Below are 26,535 nucleotides of genomic sequence, written 5' to 3' on the forward strand. Positions count from 1 at the left end.
CTAGGTAATCATATTTTGATTGCCTAGTCCTTTTTTTGAAAAATTATGAATGAAATTAAAAAGAATATAAGTTAACAATAATAATTAAGTGTTCACGGATTGTTAACAACTGTTTGTAAAGACCGTCACACCAGCACTTATAGACTAAATAAATTTAAAAATAATTGAATAAGTTTAATTTTAATATTCAAAAGAAAATATCTTAGAAAACTTTGAATGTTTTCTGAAATCCTAGTCGCAGTAGAGTTCTAACCTTAATTTTTTCTAAGATAATAATACGGTTTATTAGAAAGAAAAATAGAACTCTGAAAACGGCTGTAAGTACTGATCTGATGGGTTGTAAATCACTTTTTACCATGATATTATCATCTATGGAAAAAAGAGAAAGAACACTTAAGGGGTGGATATTATGACAACAAGAAACGTAAAATTCATGAAAGTTGCACTAATGGCGGTAGTGGCCATGTTATTAATGATTTTATTCGTTTTACAAAGCCGATACTCCATTCCAGTTGCTGGTTTAGCACTAATTGCTTTAGCAGTATACTCAGAAGATAGAATTTCAAAACATCACACATTCAAATATACTATTTAATCAAATAGTACTAGTAAATTAAGGAAGTCCAAATGGGCTTCCTTTTTTTGTCTTGAAAAAACTCACTATTATCAAAAATATATGGTGCTATAATAATTTTAATTAAAAGAAGGGGCTGAAATGATTTGAATAGGGGACACAAATTAAGTATTTTGATTAGTTCACTGGGGTTGTTTATGGCTCTGGGATTTTTTGCCAATGCTACTGAAGTTCAAGCGCAGACAGATCCGATTAATTTAGACGATACAAATGTGACACTTAGTAGCATTAAATATGCTGGTGTCGATGGAACGAGTCAGTGGTACATCTCAAATGATGATGTTTTACACATCAAGTCAGGAACCCTTGCTAGTGGTTCTTTGGGAAAAAGTTTAGCAGTTGATGAAACTAAATATTCTAAAGTTAAATTTGCTGACGAAAAGCAGGATATAAAGAGAATCGTTTTTGATGGAAATGTTTATTTGCCACAGGATTCATCTTGGCTTTTCACAGGTTTGGGAAATAATCTGGATGGAACTTCTGGATTGATTGAAATCAAAAATGCCGATAGATTAAATACTAGCAATGTAAAAGATATGAGTCATATGTTTGATGGCTTAAGTAGTCTGAAATCAGTTGATGTTTCGACTTGGGATGTTTCTGGAGTTATGGATATGAGTTACATGTTCAATAACACCGGATTAGCTATGATCGACGTCACTAACTGGGATACTAGTAATGTTTTGAATATGAAGAATATGTTCAGTTCTAATCCTGAACTGGAGTCTTTGAATGTTTCCAACTGGAATGTTGTTAATGTGAAAAATATGTCGGATATGTTTATGCGAGTTGATCAATTAAAGACGTTGAATATTTCTAATTGGAATATCATTAATGTTGAAAAAATGAATCATATGTTCAGTGGCGCCAGGAATTTAAAAGAATTAGATTTTAGTCATTGGGATAATAAACAAGTCAAAGCAACTGGACTTTTGTCAGGAACTAATTTAAAACGAATGGTTCTGTCACCTAATTTTTCACTTAAACATTCATATCTGGGTCAAGATCAGAATGGTAATGATAATTTACAAACATGGTTGATTACTGATAAGAATGGTAATAAACGTGTTGTTAAGAGTGAGCAATTAATTAAGGCAAGATACGTAGGAATTGCAAGTAGTGCTAAAAACTTAGCAGTGTTTGACGTTAATATTCCTAATAATCTCAATCAACATTTGGTCAATAAGAATGTTAAGGGAACACTCAAAAACGGAACTGCGACTCTAACAATTAAAATTCCGCAAAAAAGTGGCTATAAAGTTAATAAAAGTTTAATTACATTCACAGTTAATGTAGCTAAATTGCAGGCTACTAAGGGCCGTTACATCGTTTCCTTACCAGAACGGGTAATTTATAAGAAAAGTATCTCAAGAGGGCAGGTAAGCTCCGTGAGCCATCTAGTAACGACACTACCTAATAAAAAGGTTGAAATTTATAATGATAATGCTCAGAAAACAACAGATAAATTGACCTCACAAACAAACTGGTTGAGTGACAGACGTATGAAAGATGGTTCCACTTATTATCGTGTGGCAACTGACAAATGGGTTAAGGATGATGATGTTTATGTTTATCAGCCTCAAACATTTATCGTGCAAACAGGCAATCAAAATGATGAACTAGTTGATGCACAAGGACAGACCGTACCTCAAAGAAATCTTTCAGCTCAAACAAGTTGGCAGGTAGATCGTTTAGCATATTTAGATGGAAAAACTTACTATCGAGTAGCAACAAATGAGTTCGTCCCTACAACAGACGTTACGATTGTAAAATGAGTTTAACTGCCGTCGTCCGCAAAATCTCCTGTAGACCACTGGAATGTGGTAGACACGGCTTGAAGCCAATTGAAAATCACAATTGTCTCCAAGTCCGGTCTTTGCCTAAACGATAAATCGTTAAGGCAAATTTTACCACTGAGGGTCTACAGGAAATTTTGCTACCGACTAGTGAACGTGTTTTATTCTTTATCTCAATCAGCTCAAAAAACAAATAATAGCATCTATTCTAGAACAGCAATCTTTACTTTTTAGTAGGGATTGAAATTCAGAATAGGTGCTATTATTTTGGATTAAAAATTTAGAATATTAAATTTGGATAGAATAAATATTTAGGTCGGAGCAACAAGAAAATTGGCTCAGCCATGAAATTTATCTTAGCAATTTATTGCTTAGATAAAGGTCAAACTTGAAGATCCATGGCGTTCCAGCCAAGTTTTCTTGTTGTGGAGGCCGGCATATTTAACCTTAATCTGCATAGGGAAGTGGATCTGCGGATACGTCCTCTTTGTTCAGTAAGATGATATTTTCACCTTTTTGCTTGCGACGTTCGATATCTTTTTCGCCCCAAACACAAAGATCTTCGAGAATCTTGTTGAGTGATTCGCCGTAATCAGTTAAAGAATACTCGACCTTTGGTGGAATCTGACTGTAAACTTTACGATTGATAATACCGTCGTCTTCCAATTCTCTTAATTGCTGAGTTAACATTTTTTGAGTGATATTTGGGATGGCTCGACGCAATTCTCCAGTTCGCATGATGCCATGTTTGAGATGGCAAAGAATTATTGGTTTCCATTTGCCACCAATAATTCTCATTGTATCTTCAACGCCAATGTTATAAATTGCTTGTTTCATAAAAACCATCCTCCTTAGTATTTGTATATTAACATCACTATTTAGTCTTAGCAATTTTCTACTTCTGGTTCGACTTCAGGACTGTTTTCCATTTTCATAAGAACAGCAATCAGAATAATTCCAACTACTAGCATTGCAATTCCTAACCAAGGTGTATTAATAAGTTGATTATGAGCGACTGCTTGTCCTCCAATAGTTGAACCTAAAGTGATTCCTACGTTGAAGGCTGAAATATTTAACGCAGAAGCCAATGGGACTTCGTTAGGCGTGTATTTTTCAGCTAATTGAACAATGTATAACTGCAAGCCAGGAACGTTCATAAAGGCAAATAGACCTAATAAAAGAATGGCTAGTAAGCCTAAGAAGTGAAAATTGATAACCAAACGAGTGATCAGTAAGGCAATTCCTAAACCAAGGAACATTTTCAAAAGAGCGCTTAGAGGTCTTTTGTTAGCCCATTTTCCACCAAGAGTATTACCAATAGCAACAGCGACTCCGTAAAAAATCAAGATGATGACAATGGCACTTTCTGACCAGCCCATATTTTTATTCAGGATAGTTGTTAGATAAGTGTAAACGGGGAAAGTTGCTCCATAGCCTAGGGCTGTGATAAGCAAAATCAAGAGTAATTGAGGTTGTTTGAGAATCTTCCAAATACCTTTGATACTAGTTGGTTTTGGTAATGGTAGTTCATTTGGTACTAAGATGATATTTGTGATCAAACCGACTAGTCCTAAGGCTACTAAGAAGAAAAAGGACATTCGCCAGTTAAAAGTTTGACCAATAAAAGTTCCTAGTGGAACACCTGTAATTGTGGCAACTGTTAGGCCGGTAAACATAACAGCAATAGCTGAAGCACGTTTGTTAGGTGCTACCACGTCAGCGGCAATCAATGATGCGATTGTCATGAAAATTCCGTGGGAAAGAGCGGCAATAACACGGCCAGCTAAAAGAATGGCAAAACTGGGTGCTAGGGCAGCTAAAGTATTTCCGATGATGAAACTAATCATGATACCAATCAATAATTTTTTACGGTCCCAACGATTAGTGATCAAAGCTAAAATGGGAGCGCCAAACATGATTCCGGTAGCATAGATAGAAACGGTTAGGCCTCCTTGTGCAAGTGAGATACCAAATGTTTTAGTTAATAGTGGCATGATTCCTACACTGATAAATTCAGTAGATCCGATAGCAAAGGCACTGATAGCCAATGATAAAAGTATCCAAGTTGATGAAACTTTTTTATTCATAATTATTTTCCTCCTACAGCGAATAATGAGTATGTGAATCATTATATGTGGTTGGGAGAAATAAACAATTACGTACTTTAAAGTACAGTAGGTACTAAAAAGTACCTGTAAAGGCTAAATTAGATTTTTTTAATAAACTTATTGACATATTAATTTTTGAATGTTTAACTAGAGACTGTAAATTGCAAACGAGGAGAACTTTATTATGAAAATTAGTAAACAGTTGTCACATTTGAATAATCAATTTGCCTTTAGCTTTTTCTTTAGATAGCGTTTGTATTCAGTCTCTGGATGCGAACGCGTACGTGTTCGTATCTATTGATTGGCTAAAGCTATTAAACATGTCTTTGAAGCCAGATAGATACGGGTTGAATCTATCTGGAGATAAATTGCGCCCGGGCAAACCAGTTAGATTCAATACGAATCTAGCTGGTTTTTTTATATTCTCAGGAGGGTTTTTCATGAAAAAATATTTAATCGGATTAATGACAATTATGGCAGCAGTTATTCTAGCAGGATGTGCTAATAATTCAGCTGCAGACAAGAAAACAATCAATGTGGGAATTTTGCAAATAGTACCTCATGGTTCATTGGACGAGGCACGTAAAGGGTTCAAAGAAGAATTAAGTAAAGAAATTAAACAACACGATAAATCAATGAAAGTTAATTACAATTATCAAAATGCCCAAGGGGATCAGGCCAATTTAAATTCAATGGCTCAACAATTAACACAAAAGAAGAACGATTTGATTTTAGGAATCGCAACTCCTTCAGCACAAGCACTTGCTAAGAAAACTAAATCAACTCCAATCGTTGTTACAGCGGTAACTAATTTGAAGAGTGCTGGATTGGTAAAAGATGATCGTAAGCCAGCAACGAATGTTACTGGTACCAAAGATTTGGGTCCCGTGGATAAACAAGTCAAACTGTTAACAACTTTGACTAAGAGTTCTAAACCAATTGGTGTTATGTACAACTCATCTGAAGAGAACTCAGTTTTGCAGGTCAAAATGGTTAAGGAATATGCTAAGAATCATCATCTTAAATTGAATGTGGTTAGTGTCACAAGTACTAATGATGTTGCCAGTGCATTATCTGGAATGGCTGATAAAGTTTCTGGAATTTACTTACCAACTGACAACTTAATGGCTAGTTCTATGAAGACAATCGGTAAAAAAGCACGTGAGGCTAAATTGCCAGTTGTTACAGGTTCAATTGAAATGGCTGAAGATGGTGGTGTTGCTACATACGGAATCAATTACCATGATTTAGGTAAACAAACTGCCAAGATGGCTTACAAGATTTTGATCGATAAAAAGAAGCCTCAAGATATGCCTGTTGAAACTTCACATACTTTGAGACTTTACGTTAACAAGGCTAATGCTAAGGCTATCGGCATCGATCCAAGTAAAATTACGAAACCATAGGTGATAAAAATGATTATATCTAGTTTAGGACAAGGTTTATTGTGGGCGCCTCTAGCAATTGGTGTCTTCATTACATTTAGAATTTTAGACATACCGGATTTGACAACTGAAGGAAGTTTTCCCTTTGGAGCAGCTATTACTGTTAGCTTGATGATCAAAGGTCAATCGGCTATTACTGCAACAATTGTTGGTTTCTTGGCAGGGTGTGTGGCCGGGTTGATTACCGGAATTCTCGATACTAAATTGAAGATTCCCTCACTATTAGCCGGAATTTTGACGATGACCGGATTGTATTCTATCAATATGCACATCATGGGAAAATCCAATGTGCCACTTTTGACTCAAAAAGTTTTAACAGGCTATATGCCAGCTAGTTTGACAGTTGATATGCAAACTATCATGTTAGGAATCATCGTAGTTATTATTGTGATGGCAGTACTTTACTGGCTCTTCAAAACTCGTTTAGGTTTGTCACTGATGGCAACTGGTGATAATAAAAATATGTCCGCTGCCAATGGTATTAATACTGATGGGATGATTATTTTTGGTTACATGATTTCTAACGGATTGATTGCCTTATCAGGTGCCTTGATTGCACAAAACAACGGTTACGCTGATATCGGTATGGGGATTGGAACCATCGTTATTGGGTTAGCCTCAGTACTAGTCGGAGAAATTTTCCTACGAGGTAACAATATTTTGGTTAGATTGTCAGCGATGGTCTTAGGTGCCATTGTTTATCGTTTTCTTTTGACAGTTGCGATGAGCCTAGGATTCCCAGCCGATGATTTGAAAATTTTATCAGCGATAATTCTGATTATTATTATTTGCGTACCAATTATTCAGAATCGAATTAGAACTAAACGCCAATTGAAAAAGTATTTAGCACAAATGGAGGCCGAAGAAGATGGAAATATTACAAGTAAAACATCTGCAAAAAGTGTTCTTTCCCGGGACTAGAAACGAACGTCACGTTTTGGAAAATATTAATTTAAATGTTTACGAAGGCGACTTCATTTCAGTTATTGGAAATAATGGTGCCGGAAAGTCCACTTTGATGAATTCCATCGCTGGAACCTTAAGTGCTGATGCGGGAGAAATTGATTTGGTGAATCATAATGTTTCCAAGAAGTCAGTAGCTTATCGATCACGTTGGATGTCACGAGTTTTCCAGGACCCCAAGATGGGAACCGCTGGAGATTTGACAGTGATGCAAAATTTAGTTTTGGCCCAAAGTCACACGAAAACAATCAGTCTAAAGTGGTATCAGAAAAAAGCTGAAGAAGAGAAGTATTTAGCCTTATTGAAAACACTCAACATGGGTTTAGAAAACTTCTTGAATACACAAGTAAAATATCTATCCGGAGGGCAACGCCAAGCCTTGTCGCTTCTAATGGCAACTCTAAGTAAACCTAAATTACTATTACTAGATGAGCATACGGCAGCGCTAGATCCGAAGACTAGTCAAGAAGTAATGGCAATTACTGACAGTATCGTCAAAGAACAAAAGTTAACAACAATGATGATTACGCATAAAATGTCAGATGCTTTGAAGTATGGTAATCGTCTGATCATGGTACAAGATGGACAAATTAAACTAGATGTCAGCGGTGCTCAAAAGGATAATTTGGATAAGGCTGAATTGTTACAAGCTTTTGAGTAAAGAGATGGGGGACATAAATAGGCCATCTTCCGCAAAAATTGAAAATGCGGTGGAACGCTGTGGGCATGACTTGAAGCTAATTATTTTACACTTTGTGTGTAAAATAATGGATCTCCAAGATCAGCTTCATTGTAACCGGCAGAGCCGCTAACAATGATTTCACAACTGACCGCATTTTCAATTTTTACTCCAGACTGATAAACGACTCTATTTATTATCTTCCTTCTAATTTTTTGAAATAAATAATGGCAACCAGTTAGAGTCCTTACTTAAATTTGACTATGACGTAAATTTTTTTTATTACTGGGGATTAAATCCTAATTATTGGAAAGTTTAAATAGTAAATAAGGACGGCCTTCATTAAGTATTCAAACATATATGGCTTGAATACTTAATGGAGGCCGTTTTTTGATTCAAAAATTCTATTTGAACTTGTGTCGAGTTGAGGTTATCAAAATACTGCAATTTTGCTTGATAATATTAGAAACAAGGATACAGTCGGTAGTAAAAAATCTGTGGCCCCTCAGTGGTGAAGTTATACTTAGCTTGCGTAGCAAGGTTAGTATAAGACCGAACTTGGAGATCCATGATTTCGCACAAAGTGCGGAATTATTAGCTTCAAGTCGTGTCCACCACGTTCCAGTGGCCCACAGATTTTTTGCGGACGACGGCATGTTTCAGTTATATCAGTTAGTATTTAATTGCAATCAAACAAAAAAACAACCGCTGCAGGGGAACAGTAGTTGTTTTTAGTTTTAAGGGAAATTCACAAATCAGGGAGGAAAAGTGAATTATATTTTTTATTATGAGATTTTTATCTATTTTAGTTTTCTATATTTAAAAAGGGGGGATGTAAGTTAAGCTCAATTGCTTTCCTTTAACTTACAAACTACATATTAAACACTAAATGTGAAGAAAATGTGATAACAATATTCTGAAAATTAGAAGATTGAATCTTAATTCAAGTAGATTTTCTTCAAATCTCTTATTTCAGAAGGGGTTACCTGTAATTCATCTTTGATATAATTGTCTATATTACCAGACATTTTGGCGATTTCATCTTCAGCTGTTGCTAAATAATCAGTATGAACCGTCATCAAATCACGTACGGAACTTAAAACATTTTTGTCAGTGTAACCTTTGTTTTCAAGGTCTAAGATCAAATTGTCAACAAATCCTTTATTGGCCTTGTTAGTTAGTAAGTAGTCTTTCTTGATCTCATCCATAGGAACGCCAAGAACAGTTAATAGATAGACAGCTCCCATACCAGTTCTATCTTTACCGGCACTGCAATGGAAGAGCAAAACATCGTCTTCTTGGTCATTAGTTAATAATTTATCAAAAAATGTTCGATATGCGCCTTTCGCTTGGTCACCTGTGATAATATCACGATAAACGTCTTTCATATGATGAAAACCGTTAGTAGGGTCGCCACCAATTTCGGGAATAAAACTATCATTTTGAACTTTAGAAGCTTCGGTTTCATCGGCTTCAAAAACAGGATCAAAGACATATTCCGCACCGTCAGGAATACGATCAGGTTTATCGTTTACTTCCTCGTGTGAACGGAAATCGACATCATACTTTAAACCATAATTGCTTAAAAAATTAAGATCGTTGTCGGATAGATCACTTAAACCAGCTGATCTGAGAACTTTGTGGAACTTAATTGTTTTACCTTCAACGGTTTCATAGCCACCTAGTTCACGAAAATTGACACCTTTTTCAAGGTTTAGAACGCGCTTATTATTTTCAACCATACCTTTAACTACCTCTGCATATTTTTCTAATAATCATTATATCAAAAAGGAAGAGTCATCCCATTATGAAGTTTATTATTGCACCTGGAAAATATAGTAAAAACATTAGCTCAACTAAAATTGGTCAGGCCATTTATAGTGGCATCTCGCGTGCTATGCCGGATGCAAAAATAATTACCATGCCCGTCACTGACAGTAAAGATGGGATGCCAGCATTAATAGAGCATACTATTGGTGGGCATTGGGATGAAGTTTCTTATTTTGATGCTTTTTGGGAAAATCGAATGGGACGTTATCTCGTTACCCAGATCGGTAGTCAACTTACCGCTATTATGGATTCAGAGCAAGTAGTTGGGGTTGATTTAGCAAAAAATAAAAGCCGAAACGACTTGTTTCATGCGACAAGTTATGGATTAGGCGAATTTATCATGGATGCAGTCACGAATGGAATTAAAGATATTGTACTCTGTTTAGGAAAAACGGCTGTAGCTGATGGTGGTCTAGGAGCTTTACAAGCTTTGGGAGCCAAAATTTATGATGAGAATGGACAACTGATTCCTGAAGGTGAGAATCCTTTGATCAATGCCTTTCGTATTGATATGGAAGATGTTTATCAACTTTTGGGTGGAAGAACTCGGTTGACCGTTCTATTGAATTATTCAAGTCGTAAATTATCGGATAATGTTGAATATTTGAATGAAGCACAAGAAAGTTTTTTGGAAGATAATTTAGTTTTTATCACTGAAAAAATGAATCAGAAGTATAATTTAGATATACACCCAATGCCTCATTCTGACTCGATTAAGACTTTGGCTGGGGCTTTTGCAATGATTAATGCACGAATTTCTAGGTCATCATTTGAATGGGTAGCAAAGGTTACAGGAATGGAAGAAACAATTCGTTCCGCAAATATTTTAATTACCGCTACCGATAAAATTTCACGTGAAGCAATGCATGATGATATGTTGTATCACTTGAGTCGAATTGCCGGAGCTCAAAAAGTTCCGACATTTGCCTTATGTAATAATTTTGTTGATGACTTTCAAAGCTATGAACAACTTTTTACAGGGATATTTTCAACTCAGATGACAGAGTATGATGATGAAATGACGATGTTTGAGAACTATGAATCTGTTTCAAATCAGTTAGCACGGACATTGATGGCTTTCAAATAATTTTGTAAATTATTGAATAAAATATATGAATGCATTAATCTTACATTAGAAGGTATTCAATAAGCGCATTGGAGGATTGAATTATGGAACAAGACTATAAGAAGATTTTGGTTCCTGTAGATGGATCAAAAGAAGCAGAAATGGCTTTTAAAAAGGCCGTAACAGTTGCACAAATGAACGGTGGACACATCGATGTTTTAACAGTCTTAGATACAAAGCAATTCATCGGTTTACATGGTGGTATGTTGAATGGTGATGTTATCTATCAACTTTCCGAAGATGCGCAAAAGTATCTTACAGAATTAAAAGATGGTGCTGTTAAAGATGGCTTCAAAGAAGAAGACATTGATATCCACGTTCGTTTCGGTGAACCAAAGACAGTTATTTCTCAAGAATTCGTTGAAGAATACAAGAATGACTTGATTATGATTGGTTCAACAGGTATGAATGCTGTAACACGTTTATTAGTTGGTTCAGTTTCTGAATATGTTACAAGAAATGCTAGAACTGATGTTATTATCGTTAGAACAGATATCGATAATAAAAGATTTACTGATAAAAAGAAAAAATAATTTATATTAGGCTGGCGGTTGCCAGCTTTTTTAGTTTGGAGAAAAAGATGAGATGTGAGTGGGCTAATAGCTCTGAAGCAATGCAGGCATACCATGATAATGAGTGGGGCAAACCTAGCCGTGATGAACGCTACTTTTTTGAAATGTTGACACTAGAAGGTGCTCAAGCAGGATTATCTTGGGCGACAATTATTAAACGACGTGAGACTTATCGTCAGGCGTATGATAATTTTGAAATAGACAAAGTGGCATCATATGATCAAGAAAAACGAGATTCAATGTTACAGGATAAAGGTATTATTCGTAATCGCTTGAAAGTCGATTCTTCGATCAGCAATGCTCGTGTAATTCAAGAAATGCATCAAAAAGATGAAAAATTTTCTGATTATATTTGGAATTTTGTTGATAATAAACCAATAATTAATCATTATAGTGATATGAGCGAAATGCCTGCTCAAACTAAATTGTCACAGCAGATCAGTAAAGATTTGAAAAAACGCGGCTTTCGATTTGTGGGGCCAACGATTATCTATTCGTTTTTACAGGCTGTGGGAGTCATTAATGACCATATAGACTCCTGTAATTACAAGTAGAAATTAGTATAATGGTGTTAAGGGGTTCTTTCTTTATATGCCGTCCTCCGCAAAAATCTGATTTGGCTGGAACGTAATGGACACGACTTGGAGCCAATTGAAGTTCAAATTGTCTTCAAGTTCGGTCTTCTCCTCAGCAATAAATTGCTGAGGAGAATCTCACTACTGAGCCAATCAGCTTTTTGCTCCGGACTAGTAAATATTTCTATTTGTTGTTTTTTCTGAGTTATTTGAGGTAAGCAATAAAAAACGTTATCTAGTTGGGAACGAGCGGGAGACGGAATCCTAAACAAACCATACAAGAAAGAACCATTAAAGACGGAGGATGATTATGAATTCTGAGACTATTAGTAAATTAGCCGAAAAGCTTTATGAAGATAGAAAAGATATTGAAGATAAATCACAAAAATTTGACGCACAAGCAGTGTATGACATTTTAGATTCACTTGAGGTTTTAAGAAAACCGATTAAAGAATATTTTGATATGACCGAAGACGATTATTACCAAAATGAATCTGACCACCGTTTAACTTTGCAAAACCCTGATCATAAACTTAGTGAACTACATGATCGAGTACAAGTTAACCATGTCGATGGTTCTTTGGCTGGTCACAAGATCAACTTTACATATAACCATGAAGATCCATATGCAAGTGGTGATTATAAGGTTAAGACCGACATCAATTTGGTCAGTTTTGCATTTACCGTTATCGGAGCAGTTTATGACAATACCATTGTCGCTGATGTTAGAAATTCAGTTTCTAAAGATGCAATCCTTTCAATCGGACTAGCAGCACATGCTGTTGAGGAATGGCAATAATGGAATTAATATCAGTCAATGATTTATCATTGCAACGAGAGGGCTACTTTGCATTTAAGCATGTAGCTTTTTCTTTATCTCAAAATGAGATAGTTGGTATTAGTGGCGAAAATGGTAGTGGTAAAACACAGCTTTTAGAAACAATCGCAAATTATGAACAAGCCGATAGCGGCAAAATTGAATACACTCCTGGCGTCAGAATTGGATATATGCCACAAAATGATCCTCAAATCATTGAACAGACGGTTCGCAAATATCTTGAAGATATCAGACGTCTGTCTAAAGGTTTAGCTGTTCGGAAGGATCAATTGGATGCCATGGTTACTTATATGAAATTGGCACCATATTTAGATAGGACGGTTGATCAACTTTCATTAGGATTAAAACGTCGAGTTAGTTTCTTAGCAGCCGTAGTTGGTCATCCCAATGTTTTGTTGTTAGACGAACCTTTTGCTTTTCAAAGTGATGAGACAATTCAGAACATGTTAAGTATGTTACAGGATTTAAAAGATAATAGTTCGGGAATATTGCTTGCAGGAACTGAGCAGAATGGTGAAATATCTGAAATTTTAGATAATAGTTACCGTTTCGAAAATGGTAGGTTGCATCAACTACAAAGTTTAAAAACTAAAAATAGTCAGTTATTCTTCAGTGTTCACCACAATTCCATCGCTTTAACGCATGACTTGGTCGACTATATGACAAGAAATGCTAATGGGGTAGTAGAAATGAAGGTTCCTTTAGAGCAAAAGGACGCTATTATCGGTAAAATGATTGCCCTCAATTATCAATTTGAGGAGGCACATGATATTGAAAATTAAAGTATTGTTAAAAAATTATTTGCAATTTGTTTTTCAAGACTTTCTATACTTAACATTGTTGTTCTCCATTATTGTTTTTGGATTAACTGCAGATCATCTATTAAGTATTGATTATCATGAGAAATATAGCCTATTATTAATGGGGACATTTTTTTTATCATTATTTACAACGATGAATTTGTATCATAATGATAAAGTTTATAACCATTATTTAAAACAAAAAGTGAACAGCTACTGGTCAGAGGCCATCAGTCAGTTTTTGACGGCATTAATTTTAAATATAATTTCAGGAATATTGATTTTTATATTTAGTTTAATTCTCTGTAAAGATATATTTTTAGATGTTGTTGGAATAGTATCCTTGATTTCTGTAGGATTTTTAGGCAGTTCAATTGCGGCTTTATTCAAAATTCAATGGCAGAAACACTCTAGCTTGGGACAAATTGGAACATTAATCTTTGTTTATTTGGCCTTGTCAGGTAGTGTCGTCAGCATCTTTAAGAATATTGAGGTGATATTTCCACCTCTCTCGAGAATGATTATTAGTTTGCATAGTAATACTTCCATCGTTAAATTGTTACCTTTAGCGGGACAAACTTTTTTATACGCTTTAATATTATTTGTTATTAGTTGGTTTATTTATAAAAAAAATAAGAAAAGTTGAACAAAACTATTGCAATGAGGTATTCTTTTTTGTTTTAATATCCTGATGAAGTGAGGAGGCAAAATTTTATGAGCAATATTTATTTACGTCAATCCACAGTTGACGATTTGCCAAGAATTATTGATATCATCGGTGGCGCCAAAAGAACCCTACGGGACCGTGGCGTTGATCAATGGCAAGTGGGTTATCCCGATGAGAAAATCCTAGAACAAGATATTCAAGAAGATATAAGTTATGTTTTAATACTAGATGGTGAGGTAGTTGGAGTAGCTGCTTTGCAACAAGGTTACGATAAGAATTATCAGGATATGACTTCAGGGTCATGGTCGAAAAATTCAGATGTAACTTATTCCATTATTCACCGAATAGCTGTTGAACCAGGCCATCAAGGACAACATCTTTCAGCCGCTTTGATTCAACAACTATTAACAATCTCACATTACCTAGGTTACAGTGATGTCAGAATTGACACTCACCCTGACAATTTGGTAATGCAACATGTCATTACAAGTAATGGATTCGTTGAAAAAGGAACTATTACGATGGATGAAGATCATGGTATTAGAAAAGCTTATCAAATTCTCTTAAAGTAAGCGTCAAAGGATTATTTTTCATATCTTTGATATATAATTGAGCCATAATGAGACCATCGTGAGATGGTTTTTTTACTATAATTGTTTCCAGAGTATGGGATATTGGAGATCATAAAATTGAAAATCAAAAATATTGCAAGCAGAATGTTGACACCAAAGCCATCAGAATTCATATCAGCACACACTGATATGTTTTTGAAGCGGCTAAAGCCACGTCCTTTCGTTGTTGATTATATAAAGGGCGTTTATGATAATAACGTAAAGCCAAATGTTACTAGTGATACAGTAACGTTGTCCGTACTAACCGACACACATGCTAAAGCAATTGCCAGTGCGTCTTATTACGGTATCAATGGTGCACGTCATATTATTGAAGCTAATAATGTTAGTGATGCTGTCAACTTGGACTTAAATGTCCATCTGGGAGATTTAATTGATGGAAGTGATAAACCTGAGATCAGTCGAGGGCTATTACAATTTGCTGTTGAAAATTATCAAAAGAGCAAGGCACCGTTCTATCTTCTTGAAGGTAATCATGATGAGAATGACAAGTACGATGAACACAAGTTTTTCAGTTCAGCGTCATTTCAACGAGATGATTATGACTCATTAGTAACAAAGTATAATTTTGCACAACCAGATATTTTTAGACTAAATCCAGTATCTAAAGTTGGTTGGTATGACAAGGGCGATATACGAATCGTCTTTATTGATACTAGCGATATTCCTTATATACTTAGTAATGGTTCTAAGAAATATGATTTTAAGAAAGTTCGTGGCGTCAGAGAACAACAGTTAGAAGATTTGGTGAAAATCTTAGAAAATACTATTGATAAACATGTTATTGTAATGGGGCATGCTAATATTGTTAGTCCAAGTGGCCGGAGCGCTTTGAATTTTAATGGTGATTTGGTTCAACAACTATTAGTAAGCTTCAACAACAAAACTTCTGGCCAATTAAAAAATGAATTAACAGGAGATTTTGGAGTAAATTTACGCTATGATTTCTCGTCTACGGGCATTTCTAAGGTAACAACTTATATTTGTGGTCATATGCATTATGAAAAAAACTACAAAGTTTCTGAAATTAATCATATAATATTAAATTGTTCGGCCTTAATGGGTAAGAAACATGGTTTAACAACTGACTATAACAAGAAGTGGGACAGACGTTATAATGAAATCTCAGAATTAGCGGGCTATTTCATTAATATCGACCCGAACAAATTGCGCTTACAAATTTTCGGTTACGGAGCCGCTACAAGATATGTAAGTTTTGAAATATAAGGGAGAATTTTTATGTGTGGAATTGTCGGATTCGTAGATAAAAACATTACAGACAAGAAACCTGTAATTGAGGCTATGATGGATACGATCAAGCATCGTGGTCCAAATAGTTCTGGTGAATTATTGGATGGCGACGCTGCTTTAGGTTTCCGCCGCTTGAGTATTATTGATATTAGTAGTGGTATGCAACCTATTTACAACGAAGATAGATCAAAAGCTGTTATTTTTAACGGTGAAATTTACAATTACAAAGATGTTAGAAAAGATTTGAAAGAAGCAGGACACATCTTTACAACTGATACAGATACTGAAGTTCTTCTACATGGTTTTGAAGAATGGGGTATTGAAGGTTTACTTAAGAAGATTCGTGGAATGTTTGCTTTCGTAATTTATGACTTAAAGACTGGTGACATTACCGGTGCTAGAGATTTCTTTGGTATCAAGCCACTTTACTATTACAACCGTGAAGGTACATTTATTTTTGGTTCAGAAATCAAATCCTTCTTGAAAGAACCAAACTTCAAGAAAGAATTAAACAAAGCTGCTTTGAAGCCATATTTGACTTTCCAATATTCAGCTTTGAACGAAACATTCTTTAAGAACGTCTTCAGAATTCCTGAAGGTCACTACTTTACATATAAGAATGGCAAACTAAGCATCAAGAAGTACTGGGATATGTCCTTCAAAGAGAATAATTTGTCATTTGAAGAAACTGTTAAAAGAATTGACAAATCTATTCGTGAATCAGTTAATGAACACTCTATCAGTGATGTACCAGTAGGTTCATTACTATCTAGTGGTGTTGATTCAAGTTATGTTACAGCTGTTTTGAAACCACAACATACGTACTCAATCGATTTTGATACAAGTACATATGAAGAAGGTACTGCAGCTAAGATGTTGGCTGACAAATTAGGTCTAGAAAACACACGTGGTATCGTTACAAAAGAGGAAGCGGTCAAGTCAATTCCTCTAATTCAATACTATATGGATGAACCAGATTCAAATCCTTCATGTATACCACTTTACTTTTTAACTAAGTTAGCAAGTAAAGATGTAACGGTTATTCTTTCTGGTGAAGGTGCCGATGAATTGTTTGCTGGTTATGCAAATTATGGTTTCCACTCACATTCAAAGGTTATCCGTGTTGTAGCGGAAGATTTGAAACACTTACCAAAAGGTGTTAAGTACAAGTTGGCTCATGGTTTGAAGAAATTACCTAATTTCCCAGGCCGTTTACATTTGTATGAATCAACTGCTAAAGCTGAAGAATTCTTTATTGGACAAGCTAAGATCTTCAATGAAAAAGAAGCCGCTGACTTGGTTAAACCCGAATTTGAGAAGTCACGTTCTGTTAAAGATATCGTTATGAGAAGTTATAGCAAGGTTAGTGGTTATAACGATGAAGTTAAGAAGATGCAATATCTTGATCTTCACCAATTCATGTCAAATGATATCTTGCTTAAAGCCGACCGTATGAGTATGGCTAACTCCATGGAATTACGTGTACCATTCTTGGATAAAGAAGTTGCTAAGGTAGCTGCCGGTATTCCTACTAAGTATCTTTTGAATAGTAAAGATAGTAAGTATGCTTTACGTGTAGCCGCTGAACGTGCTTTACCTAAGGAATGGGCTAAACGTGAGAAACTTGGCTTCCCAGTGCCAATTCGTGACTGGATCAAGACTAAGGAAGTTTACGAACAATTCCGTGATCTATTCAGTGCTGACTTTGCCGCTGAATTCTTCGATCAAGATGCTATTTTGAAGATGCTTGATGGTTGTTACCGTGGTGAAAACGACGATCGCCGTAAAGTTTGGACAATTTACACATTCTTGATTTGGTATAAAGTCTTCTTTATTGATGATGGTAAGAAGCCAGATGTTGATCCTAAAGTTTTAGTAAATTAATATTTGAAAATAAAAATAATGTGATCTAATTATCACAGCAACACGAACAAAAAAGGCCGCAAATTCAGCTTGATGAGTTTGCGGTCTTTCATTTCGATACTCATAAAATTAGTATAATAATTTAAGAAAATAATAAGCCTCTCGGATTTAATATAAATGACGCTCTCGTTGTGCTAAATTGAGTATGGTATAATTTTGTGTGAAATGTGTGTAATTTTAAAAATAGAATTAATATAGTAAGAGGTTGATCCCTATCGAAACTGAATCAGGAAAAAAATTCACGCCCATTCTCTTGGGTAGTGATATGAATGTTTACGGAATGGCACGTGCTTTCCATGAACTCTATGGGGGCACTGTTAAAGCCTATGCCGAAATCCAATTGGCACCAACAAGATATACAAAAATCTTAGATTTGACTCTTTACTCAGGCTTTTCTGAAGACCCTGTTTTCATTGAAAAAATGCGTGAAATTGCTAAAGTTTACCAAAACCATGAAGAACCAGTTGTTTTAATTGGTTGTGGGGATGGTTATGCCGAACTTATTAGTAAACATAAGGAAGAGTTATCCAAGACATTTGTATGCCCTTATGTCGATTATGATTTATTAAAATCATTGAATAATAAAGAGAGTTTCTATCATGTGGCTGATGAACATGGTTTACCTCATCCACTAACAAAAATCATTACAAAAGATATGTATGAGAATAAGAATGATCTTGATGTTCCATTTGATCTCCCAGTGGCTTTGAAGCCAGCAAACAGTGTGGAATGGTTGGATATTCATTTTGAAGGTCGTAAAAAGGCTTTCATAATTCACTCTCAAGAAGAATATATGACTATTGTTGGTAAGATTTATGATAATGGTTATACATCTGATTTGATTCTCCAAGACTTTATTCCTGGGGATGATTCTAACATGCGTGTGCTCAACGCTTATGTTGACCAAGATCACCATGTTAAGATGATGTGTTTAGGCCATCCAATTTTGGAAGATCCTACACCACAATCAATTGGTAATTACGTAGCTATCATTCCTGAGTTCAATCAGGATGTCTATGATCAAGTTCAAAAATTCCTTGAGGATATTGAATTTACAGGCTATGCCAACTTTGATATGAAGTTTGATTCTCGTGATAATACTTTCAAATTCTTTGAAATCAACTTGCGTCAAGGAAGAAGTAGTTTCTTTGTTACGCTCAATGGCTATAATCTTGCTAAATATGTAGTGGAAGATTATATTGAGGGTAGTTTAGAAAACGAACCAACAGTTTATGCCAACAAGAACAAAGCACAACATAAATTGTGGTTAGGTGTACCAGTCAAGGTCTTCAATAAGTATGCAGCTGATAATGATGCTACTAAATATGCTGATGAATTAATCAAGCAAGACCGCGTTGGAACAACTGTTTTCTATAACAAAGACAACTCCTTTAGACGTTGGTTACTTTTGACATACATGTTCCACAATTATGTTAAGAGATTTGACAAATACTTCCAAGAGAATAAAGGACGCGACTTTAAATAACCGAGGGGGCTTAATATATGGATGAATTAAAAGAATACAAAGTTAGAAAAATTGAGTATTCCAAAATTTTAATCTGTGTCGATTCAGATGATTTTGAGTCATCAAAAAATGCCTTTAATTATGCTTGTTCGTTAGCTAAACACTATAACTCCGAGCTAGGTATTGTTTCCGTATTGGAAACAGGTGACTTGAATATTTTTCAATCGCTAGACCCAGAAGTACTAGCAGAACGTCGAGAAGAGATCAAAGAACTTCTTGAAGTTTATGGTCAAAAAGCTAAAGAATATGGCGTTAAAGATGTTCACATGATGGTAACAGAAGGTGGACCCGGAACAGTTATTGTAGATAAGGTTATTCCTAAGTTCCAACCTGACCTAGTAATTGTTGGTGTTGAAAAGAAGAATCGTAACCGTAATACAATCGGTTCACAAGCTTCGAAGATTGTGAATAGCGCTGGCGTTTCTGTTAGTGTTATTAGATAAAAATAGAGAGCGAAGCAAGGGCGGTTAGCTCCCGAGGATTAAGACTACTTTCTCAGTCGGTGACGAAGCACCGGCAGAGAAAGTTGACTTAACCGGAAGGAGTTACCCTTGCGTAGCTCGTTTCCACTATTCATAGTAGAACAATGGTTTATCAGAATAGAAGCAATTTAATCTACTATAAAAAAAGTAGTAAACATCAAAAAAGCTCAATGAAGCAGTTATCAAGAAGGTAACCGTAACATTGAGCTTTTTTAGACGAAAAAAATTATATTTCACGTCATATTTATATTTTTTTTGAAATGATAAAAATGAAAATTATTCTAATAAAAAGTAATTAGTGATATAGTAGTCTTTAAAAATAATAGGCGGTGAACAAATTTGTTAATGAATAAAGTTATCGGTGGTGCAGGGGATTTAATTGATGCTAAACCCGCCGATTATAAAGATAATCTATACTTAGCTGTCAATGGTGCTTGGCAGGAAAAGGCTACGATTCCACCTGACAAATCTCGTACTGGTGGTTTTACGGATCTTGATGAGGGTGTTGAAAAGACTCTTATGAAAGATTTCCATGAATTTGCAAATAATGAAAGTGAAGTTGACGATCCTCGTTTGCTTCAAGCTGTGAAATTATATCGTCTTGCTAATAATGTGGATCATTTAAGCAAGTTCCATCAACAACCAATTTTGAAAGATATGCAACGTATTACTGATTTGAGCAACGTTAAAGATTTAGGGGATAACTTAGCTCAATTATCAAAAGATGGTTTCGCTTTACCAATCGATATTAGTATCGACGCTGATATGAAAGATACAGCCAAAAATGTTGTTTATATCGATGGTGCTGGTTTGATCTTGCCCGATAAGACTTACTATGATGAAAAGAATGAATCGGGTAAACAATTGTTGGCTAAATATGCTGATGTTGCAGGACGTTTGCTCTCAATGATCGGCTACAAGTTGGATGAGGCTAAAGAAATCGTTGAAAAAGCTTTGGAATTCGATAAGTCATTAGTTCCTATCGTTAAGAGTTCTGAGGAATGGGCCGACTATACCAAAGTTTATAACCCAATGGATTTTGACGAATTCGTTACTAAATCTGATGTTTTAGACTTGAAGAGTTTAGTAGTTGATTCAGTTAATGACACACCTAAAAAGGTTATTGTAACTGAACCAAGATACTTGGCAAACTTGAACAAACTTGTTAACGCTGATACTTTTGAGAATATTAAAGCCTGGATGATGGTTAAATTCCTTACTGGTAATGCCTCAATCCTTGATGAAGAATTCCGTCAAGTAATCGGTGAATACAATTTGGCCCTCAGTGGTGCTAAAGAATTAAAGAACAGAACTAAGTATGCTTATAACTTCGCTGCAAGTATTTTCAGTGAAGTAGTTGGTGCATATTACGGTAAGAAGTACTTTGGTGAAAAGGCTAAAGAAGACGTTCGCAGTATGGTTAAGAAAATGATTGCTGTATACGAACAAAGACTTTCTGAAAATACTTGGTTGAGTGAAGATACTAAGAAAAAGGCCGTTGTCAAACTAGATAAGATTGTTATCAAAGTTGGTTACCCAGATAAGATTGATGATTTATACAATAAATTTGAAATCGACGAAAATGATTCCTTGTACGATAATGTTTCTAAAATTAGAAAAGCAATTGCTCAACATAACTTGGATCAATATCATGAACCAGTTGACCGTACAAAATGGTTGATGCCAGGACACATGGTTAATGCATGTTACGATCCATCAAGAAATGACATCACCTTCCCGGCTGCTATTTTGCAAGCTCCATTCTATAGTTTGGACCAAACAAGTAGCCAAAACTTTGGTGGTATCGGTGCCGTTATTGCTCATGAAATTTCACATGCTTTCGATAACAATGGTGCTCAATTTGATGAATACGGTAATATGAATAACTGGTGGACTGATGAAGACTATGCTAAGTTCAAGAAACTTACACAAAGTATGATTGATGAGTTCGAAGGTATTCCATATGCCGGTCACAAGGTTAATGGTAAATTGGTCGTTAGTGAAAACGTCGCTGACGTCGGTGGACTTCGTTGTGCCTTAGAAGCTGCTAAAGGTGAAAGTGACTTTGATGTTAAGGCCTTCTTCATCAACTGGGCCCGCGTTTGGAGAAACAAGTCAACAAAACAGTTGACAGAAATGTTCCTTTCAATTGATGTTCATGCTCCAGCTCCATTACGTGCCAATGTCCAAGCACAAAATATGGATGAATTCTATGATGCTTTCGATGTTACTGAAAAAGATGGTATGTGGTTAGATGCCAATAAACGTGTTAACATCTGGTAAAATTAGAAAATCGTCAAGACAATTTGTCTAAATAAAATACAATTATTGATAAATAGGTATAGGCTGCGGCTTATGCCTATTTTTTATAATTAAAAATATTTTAATGATATCTAATAAGTGCTATAGTGATTACCAAAATCAATTGGTGGGGTGAATGAATTGCTAAATAAAACAATCGTTGGTGGAGCTGGAGATATTTTAGCCCCTAAAGAAACAGATATTAAGGATAATTTGTATTTGGCTATTAATGGTGCTTGGCAGGCTAAGGCTGTTATTCCTAATGATCGTCCTAGTACAGGTGGATTTTACGATTTGATTAAGGGTGTTGAAGAAACACTGATCAAAGATTTTCATGAATTAGTTAAAGATGAAACCAAGATTGATGACAGTGAGTTACTACAAGCTGTTAAACTTTATCAAGTCGCAAACGACACAGAGAAATTACACAAGTATCATCAAAGTCCCATCATGAATGATCTACGTAAGATCGCTAAATTAAATAATCTAGAAGATTTAAGTGATAATTTTGTTGATTTATTGAAGAATAACTTTGTCTTGCCATTACAACTAAGCGTTGATATGGATATGAAGAATACTGTAAAGAACGCGGTTTATCTGACAGGTGCTAATCTTATTTTGCCTGATCAATCTTACTATGCCGACGGTAATGAATCAGGGCAAAAATTATTAGAAAAGTATGCTCAAGTTGTTAACCATCTATTAGCGATGGTTGGCTACAGTCTTGAAGATTCACAAAAGATTGTTAAGCAAGCTTTAGTTTTTGATAAGACATTAGTTCCAATCGTTAAAACACCCGAAGAATGGGCTGATGATATTAAAACTTATAACCCAATGGATTTTGCTGAATTCGTTACTAAGTCATCTAGTTTGGATTTGAAGAAATTGGTTGTCGATTCAGTAGGAGTGGCACCTCAAAAAGTTATTAATCGTGAACCTAGATATTTGGAAAATTTTGATAAGTTGGTTAATGCTGATACATTTGAAAATGTTAAATCATGGATGTTAGTGAGATTCTTATTTGCCAAAGCTAATGATTTGGATGAAGAATTCCGTCAAACAGCTGGCGAATATCAATTGGCCTTGCGTGGTACTAAGGAATTGTTGAGCCGTGATAAATTTGCTTATCATGTGGCTGAAAGGAATCTTGACCAAGTAGTCGGTAGTTACTACGGTAAGAAATACTTTGGTGAAAAAGCTAAAGCTGATGTTCATCAAATGGTCGAAAAGATGATTGGAGTTTATGAACAACGCCTTTCTAACAATGATTGGTTGAGTGAAGATACTAAGAAAAAAGCCGTTTTGAAACTTAAGAAGATGGTTCTAAAAATTGGTTATCCAGACAAAGTTGAAGCTATCTTCAGTAAATTTAAAGTCGATGAAAATGCTTCTTTGTATGACAATTTGGCTCAAATCAATAAGATTAAGAATGAAGATGAATTGAGTAAACTTAATCAGCCAGTTGACCGTGACAAGTGGGTAATGCCTGGACATATGGTTAACGCCTGTTATGATCCGTTGAGAAATGACATTACTTTCCCAGCTGCAATTTTGCAAGCACCATTCTATAGTTTGCAACAAACAAGTAGTGAAAACTTTGGTGGTATCGGTGCTGTTATTGCTCATGAAATCTCTCATGCTTTTGACAATAATGGTGCTCAATTCGATGAGTTAGGAAATATCAATAACTGGTGGAAAAAGGAAGATTATGCAACCTTTAAGAAATTAACTCAAAAAATGATCGATGAATTTAACGGTATTCCTTATATTGGGAAAAAGGTTAATGGAACGTTGATTGTTAGTGAGAATATTGCTGATGTTGGTGGCTTACGTTGTGCGTTGGAGGCTGCTAAGGGTGAAAACGACTATAACGCCAAGGAATTCTTTACAAACTGGGCTCGTGTATGGAGAAGCAAGTCAACAAAGCAATTAGATGAGATGTTGTTAGCTTTGGATGTCCATGCGCCAGCTCCATTACGTGCCAATGTCCAAGCACAAAATATGGATGAATTCTATGATGCTTTCGATGTTACTGAAAAAGATGGCATGTGGTTAGATAAAGCTAAGCGAGTTAATATTTGGTAAAAATTATGTTATAAAGGTCGAGGAGTGAAATTAAAAATTTCATTTGTCGACTTTTTGATTATTAAATTAATTTTAATAATATTAAAATGAGTGCTATAGTATTTACTAAATCAAAACGCGGGGTGAAAGTATGTTAACAAGTAAGATTATGGGTGGAGCCGGAGATTTAACTGACGGTAAAGAGACTAGTTATAAGGATAATTTATACTTAGCCGTTAATGGTGCTTGGCAAGAAAAGGCCGAAGTTCCAGCAGATAAATCTAGCGCCGGTGCCTCAATGGATCTGGATATAAAGATTGAAAAGGAATTAATGGATGACTTTCAACAATTAGCTGAAAATGAGTCTGAGGTTGAAGGAAACGAGTTTTTACAAGCTATCAAATTGTATCGCCTCGCTAAAAACACTGAGTTTTTAAAGAAATTACATGAGAAACCTATTTTGAATGATCTTCAAAGAATTGAGGACTTAACGAGTTTGCAAGATTTGAATCATCAGTTGGCTGATTTTGGAAAAGATAACTTCTTTTTGCCAACTAATATTTGGATTGATGCCGATATGAAGGATACAAAGCACAATGCTGCCTACGTTGATGGGATAGATTTGATTTTGCCTGATAACACTTATTATGCAGAGGACAATCAATCAGGTAAGAAGCTATTGGCTAAATATGCCAAAGTAGCTAATAAACTTTTGACAATGGTAGGTTATTCAGAAGAGTCAGCTAAAGAAGCAGTTGATAAGGCTTTGGCCTTCGACAAGTCCTTAGTTCCAATCGTTAAAACCTCTGAGGAATGGGCTGAGTATTCCAAAATTTATAACCCAATGCCATTTATAGAGTTTGTTACTAAATCTGAAAATATAGATTTGAAACAATTAGTAGTCGGTCAAATCAATGCCACACCAGAAAAAGTAATTATCGTACAACCTAGATTTTTAAAGAATCTCGATAAATTAGTAAACAACGATACCTTTGAAAATTTGAAGGCTTGGATGTTGGTTAGATATTTAGTAGCCAATAGTGAATATCTGGATGAGGATTTCCGACAAGTAACTGGTGAATACGAATTAGCTTTGAGTGGAGCCAAAGAATTACAAAACAGGACTAAATTTGCTTACCATTTGGCTGAAGACAAATTTGATGAAGTTATTGGTATTTATTATGGTAAAAAGTATTTTGGTGAAAAAGCTAAAGCTGATGTTCGTGGCATGGTTGAACGTATGATTGGTATTTATAAACAAAGATTGACCGATAATACCTGGCTCAGTCAAGCAACCAAAGACAAAGCCATTTTGAAATTAAACAAAATCGTGATCAAAGTTGGATATCCTGACAAGATTCAAGAAGTGTTCAAGCAATTAAAGATTGATGAGTCGCAATCCTTATATAACAACATTACGCAAATTGATCGAACTGTTCGTCAAAATGAATTAAATAAATTTAGCAAACCTGTTGATCGTACAGTTTGGTTGATGCCTGGAGAAATGGTCAACGCTTGTTATGATCCTTCAAGAAATGACATCACCTTCCCAGCCGGAATTTTGCAAGCACCATTCTATAGTTTGCAACAAACAACCAGTGAGAACTTCGGTGGAATCGGAGCAACATTTGCCCATGAAATCTCACACGCTTTCGATAATGATGGTGCCAAATTTGATGAGTACGGCAATATGAAGAATTGGTGGACTAAGGAAGATTACGCTAAGTTTGAAAAGTTAACGCAACAGATGATAGATCAATTCAATGACATACCATTCTCTGGAGGCGAGGTTAATGGTAAATTAGTCGTTAGTGAAAATATCGCTGATGTCGGAGGCCTACGTTGTGCAATCGAAGCGGCCAAAATGGATGCCGATTATAGTCCTAAAGAATTCTTCATCACATGGGCTAAATCATGGCGGTTCAAAGCAACACCAGAATATAATGAAAGATTGTTGGCAACAGACGTCCACGCACCACAACCATTACGTGCAAATGTCATGTCACAGGATTTAGATGAATTCTATGATGCATTCGATGTTAAACCAGGAGATGGCATGTGGTTAGATGAAGATAAGAGAATAAATATTTGGTAGAGAGCGAAGCAGGAGCGGTCAGCTCCCGAGGATTAAGACTACTTTCTCAGTCGGCAACGAAGTGCCGGCAGAGAAAGTTGACTTAACCGGAAGGAGTTGCCCCTGCGCAGCTCGTTTCAATAGAGAGCGAAGCAGGCCCGTTTAGATTCTGAGCATTTGCAGGACTTTGCGAATTGGCTGCGTAGCAGACAGTTCGTGAAGTCAGGCAAAGCACAGGAATCTGGCCTGC

The 26,535-nt window shown here is 35.6% G+C and carries 22 protein-coding genes; 19 read left to right on the plus strand and 3 right to left on the minus strand.

Features of this window, described 5'->3' with window-relative positions:
• Window positions 1-409 precede the first annotated feature (409 nt).
• Together LKACC16343_RS09790 and LKACC16343_RS09795 are read left to right on the plus strand one after the other, a co-directional pair.
• A complete protein-coding gene (locus LKACC16343_RS09790) occupies window positions 410-595 on the plus strand; it encodes a hypothetical protein (protein ID WP_025085405.1) in 186 nt (61 codons plus the stop codon).
• A 176-nt stretch (window positions 596-771) separates the two neighbouring features.
• Window positions 772-2,409 carry a BspA family leucine-rich repeat surface protein gene (locus LKACC16343_RS09795; protein WP_056953204.1) on the plus strand — a complete coding sequence of 546 codons (1,638 nt, stop codon included), beginning with the start codon at window positions 772-774 and terminating at the stop codon, window positions 2,407-2,409.
• A 468-nt stretch (window positions 2,410-2,877) separates the two neighbouring features.
• On the opposite strand, the gene LKACC16343_RS09800 is transcribed toward LKACC16343_RS09795, so the two are convergent.
• Complete coding sequence (locus tag LKACC16343_RS09800) at window positions 2,878-3,267, minus strand: winged helix-turn-helix transcriptional regulator (RefSeq protein ID WP_054643462.1); 390 nt, start codon at window positions 3,265-3,267, stop codon at window positions 2,878-2,880.
• 47 nt (window positions 3,268-3,314) lie between these two features.
• On the minus strand, window positions 3,315-4,517 hold the full coding sequence (locus LKACC16343_RS09805) for an MFS transporter (RefSeq protein WP_056953206.1): 1,203 nt from the start codon (window positions 4,515-4,517) through the stop codon (window positions 3,315-3,317).
• A gap of 461 nt (window positions 4,518-4,978) precedes the next feature.
• Here LKACC16343_RS09805 and LKACC16343_RS09810 point away from each other — a divergent pair, with 461 nt between their 5' ends.
• From LKACC16343_RS09810 to LKACC16343_RS09820, 3 genes are read left to right on the plus strand one after another with little or no spacing between them, the layout of a single operon-like run.
• Entirely contained in the window at window positions 4,979-5,944 is a 966-nt protein-coding gene (locus LKACC16343_RS09810) for an ABC transporter substrate-binding protein (protein ID WP_056953208.1), read from the plus strand.
• 9 nt (window positions 5,945-5,953) lie between these two features.
• Window positions 5,954-6,904: an ABC transporter permease gene (locus LKACC16343_RS09815; protein ID WP_056953210.1), complete on the plus strand. Its 951-nt coding sequence runs from the start codon at window positions 5,954-5,956 to the stop codon at window positions 6,902-6,904.
• Window positions 6,852-7,607 carry an ABC transporter ATP-binding protein gene (locus tag LKACC16343_RS09820; RefSeq protein ID WP_082604550.1) on the plus strand — a complete coding sequence of 252 codons (756 nt, stop codon included), beginning with the start codon at window positions 6,852-6,854 and terminating at the stop codon, window positions 7,605-7,607. Before LKACC16343_RS09815 ends, LKACC16343_RS09820 begins: the two co-directional genes overlap by 53 nt.
• Window positions 7,608-8,563: 956 nt before the next feature.
• On the opposite strand, the gene LKACC16343_RS09830 is transcribed toward LKACC16343_RS09820, so the two are convergent.
• Window positions 8,564-9,367: a tyrosine-protein phosphatase gene (locus tag LKACC16343_RS09830; protein ID WP_056953214.1), complete on the minus strand. Its 804-nt coding sequence runs from the start codon at window positions 9,365-9,367 to the stop codon at window positions 8,564-8,566.
• Between the two features lie 65 nt (window positions 9,368-9,432).
• Between LKACC16343_RS09830 and LKACC16343_RS09835 the strand changes: the two genes are divergently transcribed.
• The 14 genes from LKACC16343_RS09835 (at window position 9,433) to LKACC16343_RS09900 (ending at window position 26,306) form a co-directional block, all read left to right on the plus strand.
• Entirely contained in the window at window positions 9,433-10,542 is a 1,110-nt protein-coding gene (locus LKACC16343_RS09835; RefSeq protein WP_056953216.1) for a glycerate kinase, read from the plus strand.
• 83 nt (window positions 10,543-10,625) lie between these two features.
• Complete coding sequence (locus tag LKACC16343_RS09840) at window positions 10,626-11,114, plus strand: universal stress protein (RefSeq protein ID WP_056953222.1); 489 nt, start codon at window positions 10,626-10,628, stop codon at window positions 11,112-11,114.
• 47 nt (window positions 11,115-11,161) lie between these two features.
• Window positions 11,162-11,707 carry a DNA-3-methyladenine glycosylase I gene (locus tag LKACC16343_RS09845; RefSeq protein WP_056953229.1) on the plus strand — a complete coding sequence of 182 codons (546 nt, stop codon included), beginning with the start codon at window positions 11,162-11,164 and terminating at the stop codon, window positions 11,705-11,707.
• Window positions 11,708-12,038: 331 nt separating this feature from the next.
• Window positions 12,039-12,527: a hypothetical protein gene (locus LKACC16343_RS09850; RefSeq protein ID WP_056953237.1), complete on the plus strand. Its 489-nt coding sequence runs from the start codon at window positions 12,039-12,041 to the stop codon at window positions 12,525-12,527.
• Window positions 12,527-13,348: an ATP-binding cassette domain-containing protein gene (locus LKACC16343_RS09855; RefSeq protein WP_056953243.1), complete on the plus strand. Its 822-nt coding sequence runs from the start codon at window positions 12,527-12,529 to the stop codon at window positions 13,346-13,348. Before LKACC16343_RS09850 ends, LKACC16343_RS09855 begins: the two co-directional genes overlap by 1 nt.
• Complete coding sequence (locus LKACC16343_RS09860; RefSeq protein ID WP_056953244.1) at window positions 13,338-14,012, plus strand: hypothetical protein; 675 nt, start codon at window positions 13,338-13,340, stop codon at window positions 14,010-14,012. The genes LKACC16343_RS09855 and LKACC16343_RS09860 overlap by 11 nt, the downstream gene beginning before the upstream one ends.
• A gap of 68 nt (window positions 14,013-14,080) precedes the next feature.
• Window positions 14,081-14,605, plus strand: coding sequence for a GNAT family N-acetyltransferase (locus LKACC16343_RS09865; RefSeq protein ID WP_056953245.1), 525 nt, complete (start codon window positions 14,081-14,083; stop codon window positions 14,603-14,605).
• Between the two features lie 117 nt (window positions 14,606-14,722).
• Complete coding sequence (locus LKACC16343_RS09870; protein ID WP_056953246.1) at window positions 14,723-15,892, plus strand: metallophosphoesterase family protein; 1,170 nt, start codon at window positions 14,723-14,725, stop codon at window positions 15,890-15,892.
• Window positions 15,893-15,904: 12 nt separating this feature from the next.
• Complete coding sequence (asnB, locus tag LKACC16343_RS09875) at window positions 15,905-17,800, plus strand: asparagine synthase (glutamine-hydrolyzing) (RefSeq protein ID WP_056953247.1); 1,896 nt, start codon at window positions 15,905-15,907, stop codon at window positions 17,798-17,800.
• Between the two features lie 304 nt (window positions 17,801-18,104).
• Window positions 18,105-19,325 (plus strand): carboxylate--amine ligase, encoded by a 1,221-nt coding sequence (locus tag LKACC16343_RS09880; RefSeq protein WP_056954025.1) that lies wholly within the window; start codon window positions 18,105-18,107, stop codon window positions 19,323-19,325.
• A 17-nt stretch (window positions 19,326-19,342) separates the two neighbouring features.
• Window positions 19,343-19,807: a universal stress protein gene (locus tag LKACC16343_RS09885; RefSeq protein WP_025084749.1), complete on the plus strand. Its 465-nt coding sequence runs from the start codon at window positions 19,343-19,345 to the stop codon at window positions 19,805-19,807.
• Window positions 19,808-20,191: 384 nt separating this feature from the next.
• A complete protein-coding gene (locus tag LKACC16343_RS09890) occupies window positions 20,192-22,129 on the plus strand; it encodes a M13 family metallopeptidase (protein ID WP_056954027.1) in 1,938 nt (645 codons plus the stop codon).
• Window positions 22,130-22,288: 159 nt separating this feature from the next.
• Window positions 22,289-24,232: a M13 family metallopeptidase gene (locus LKACC16343_RS09895; protein ID WP_234032532.1), complete on the plus strand. Its 1,944-nt coding sequence runs from the start codon at window positions 22,289-22,291 to the stop codon at window positions 24,230-24,232.
• Window positions 24,233-24,362: 130 nt separating this feature from the next.
• Window positions 24,363-26,306 (plus strand): M13 family metallopeptidase, encoded by a 1,944-nt coding sequence (locus LKACC16343_RS09900; protein WP_056953250.1) that lies wholly within the window; start codon window positions 24,363-24,365, stop codon window positions 26,304-26,306.
• The last annotated feature ends 229 nt before the right edge of the window (window positions 26,307-26,535 follow it).

The organism is Companilactobacillus bobalius, from assembly GCF_002179915.1.
Lineage (GTDB): Bacteria > Bacillota > Bacilli > Lactobacillales > Lactobacillaceae > Companilactobacillus > Companilactobacillus bobalius.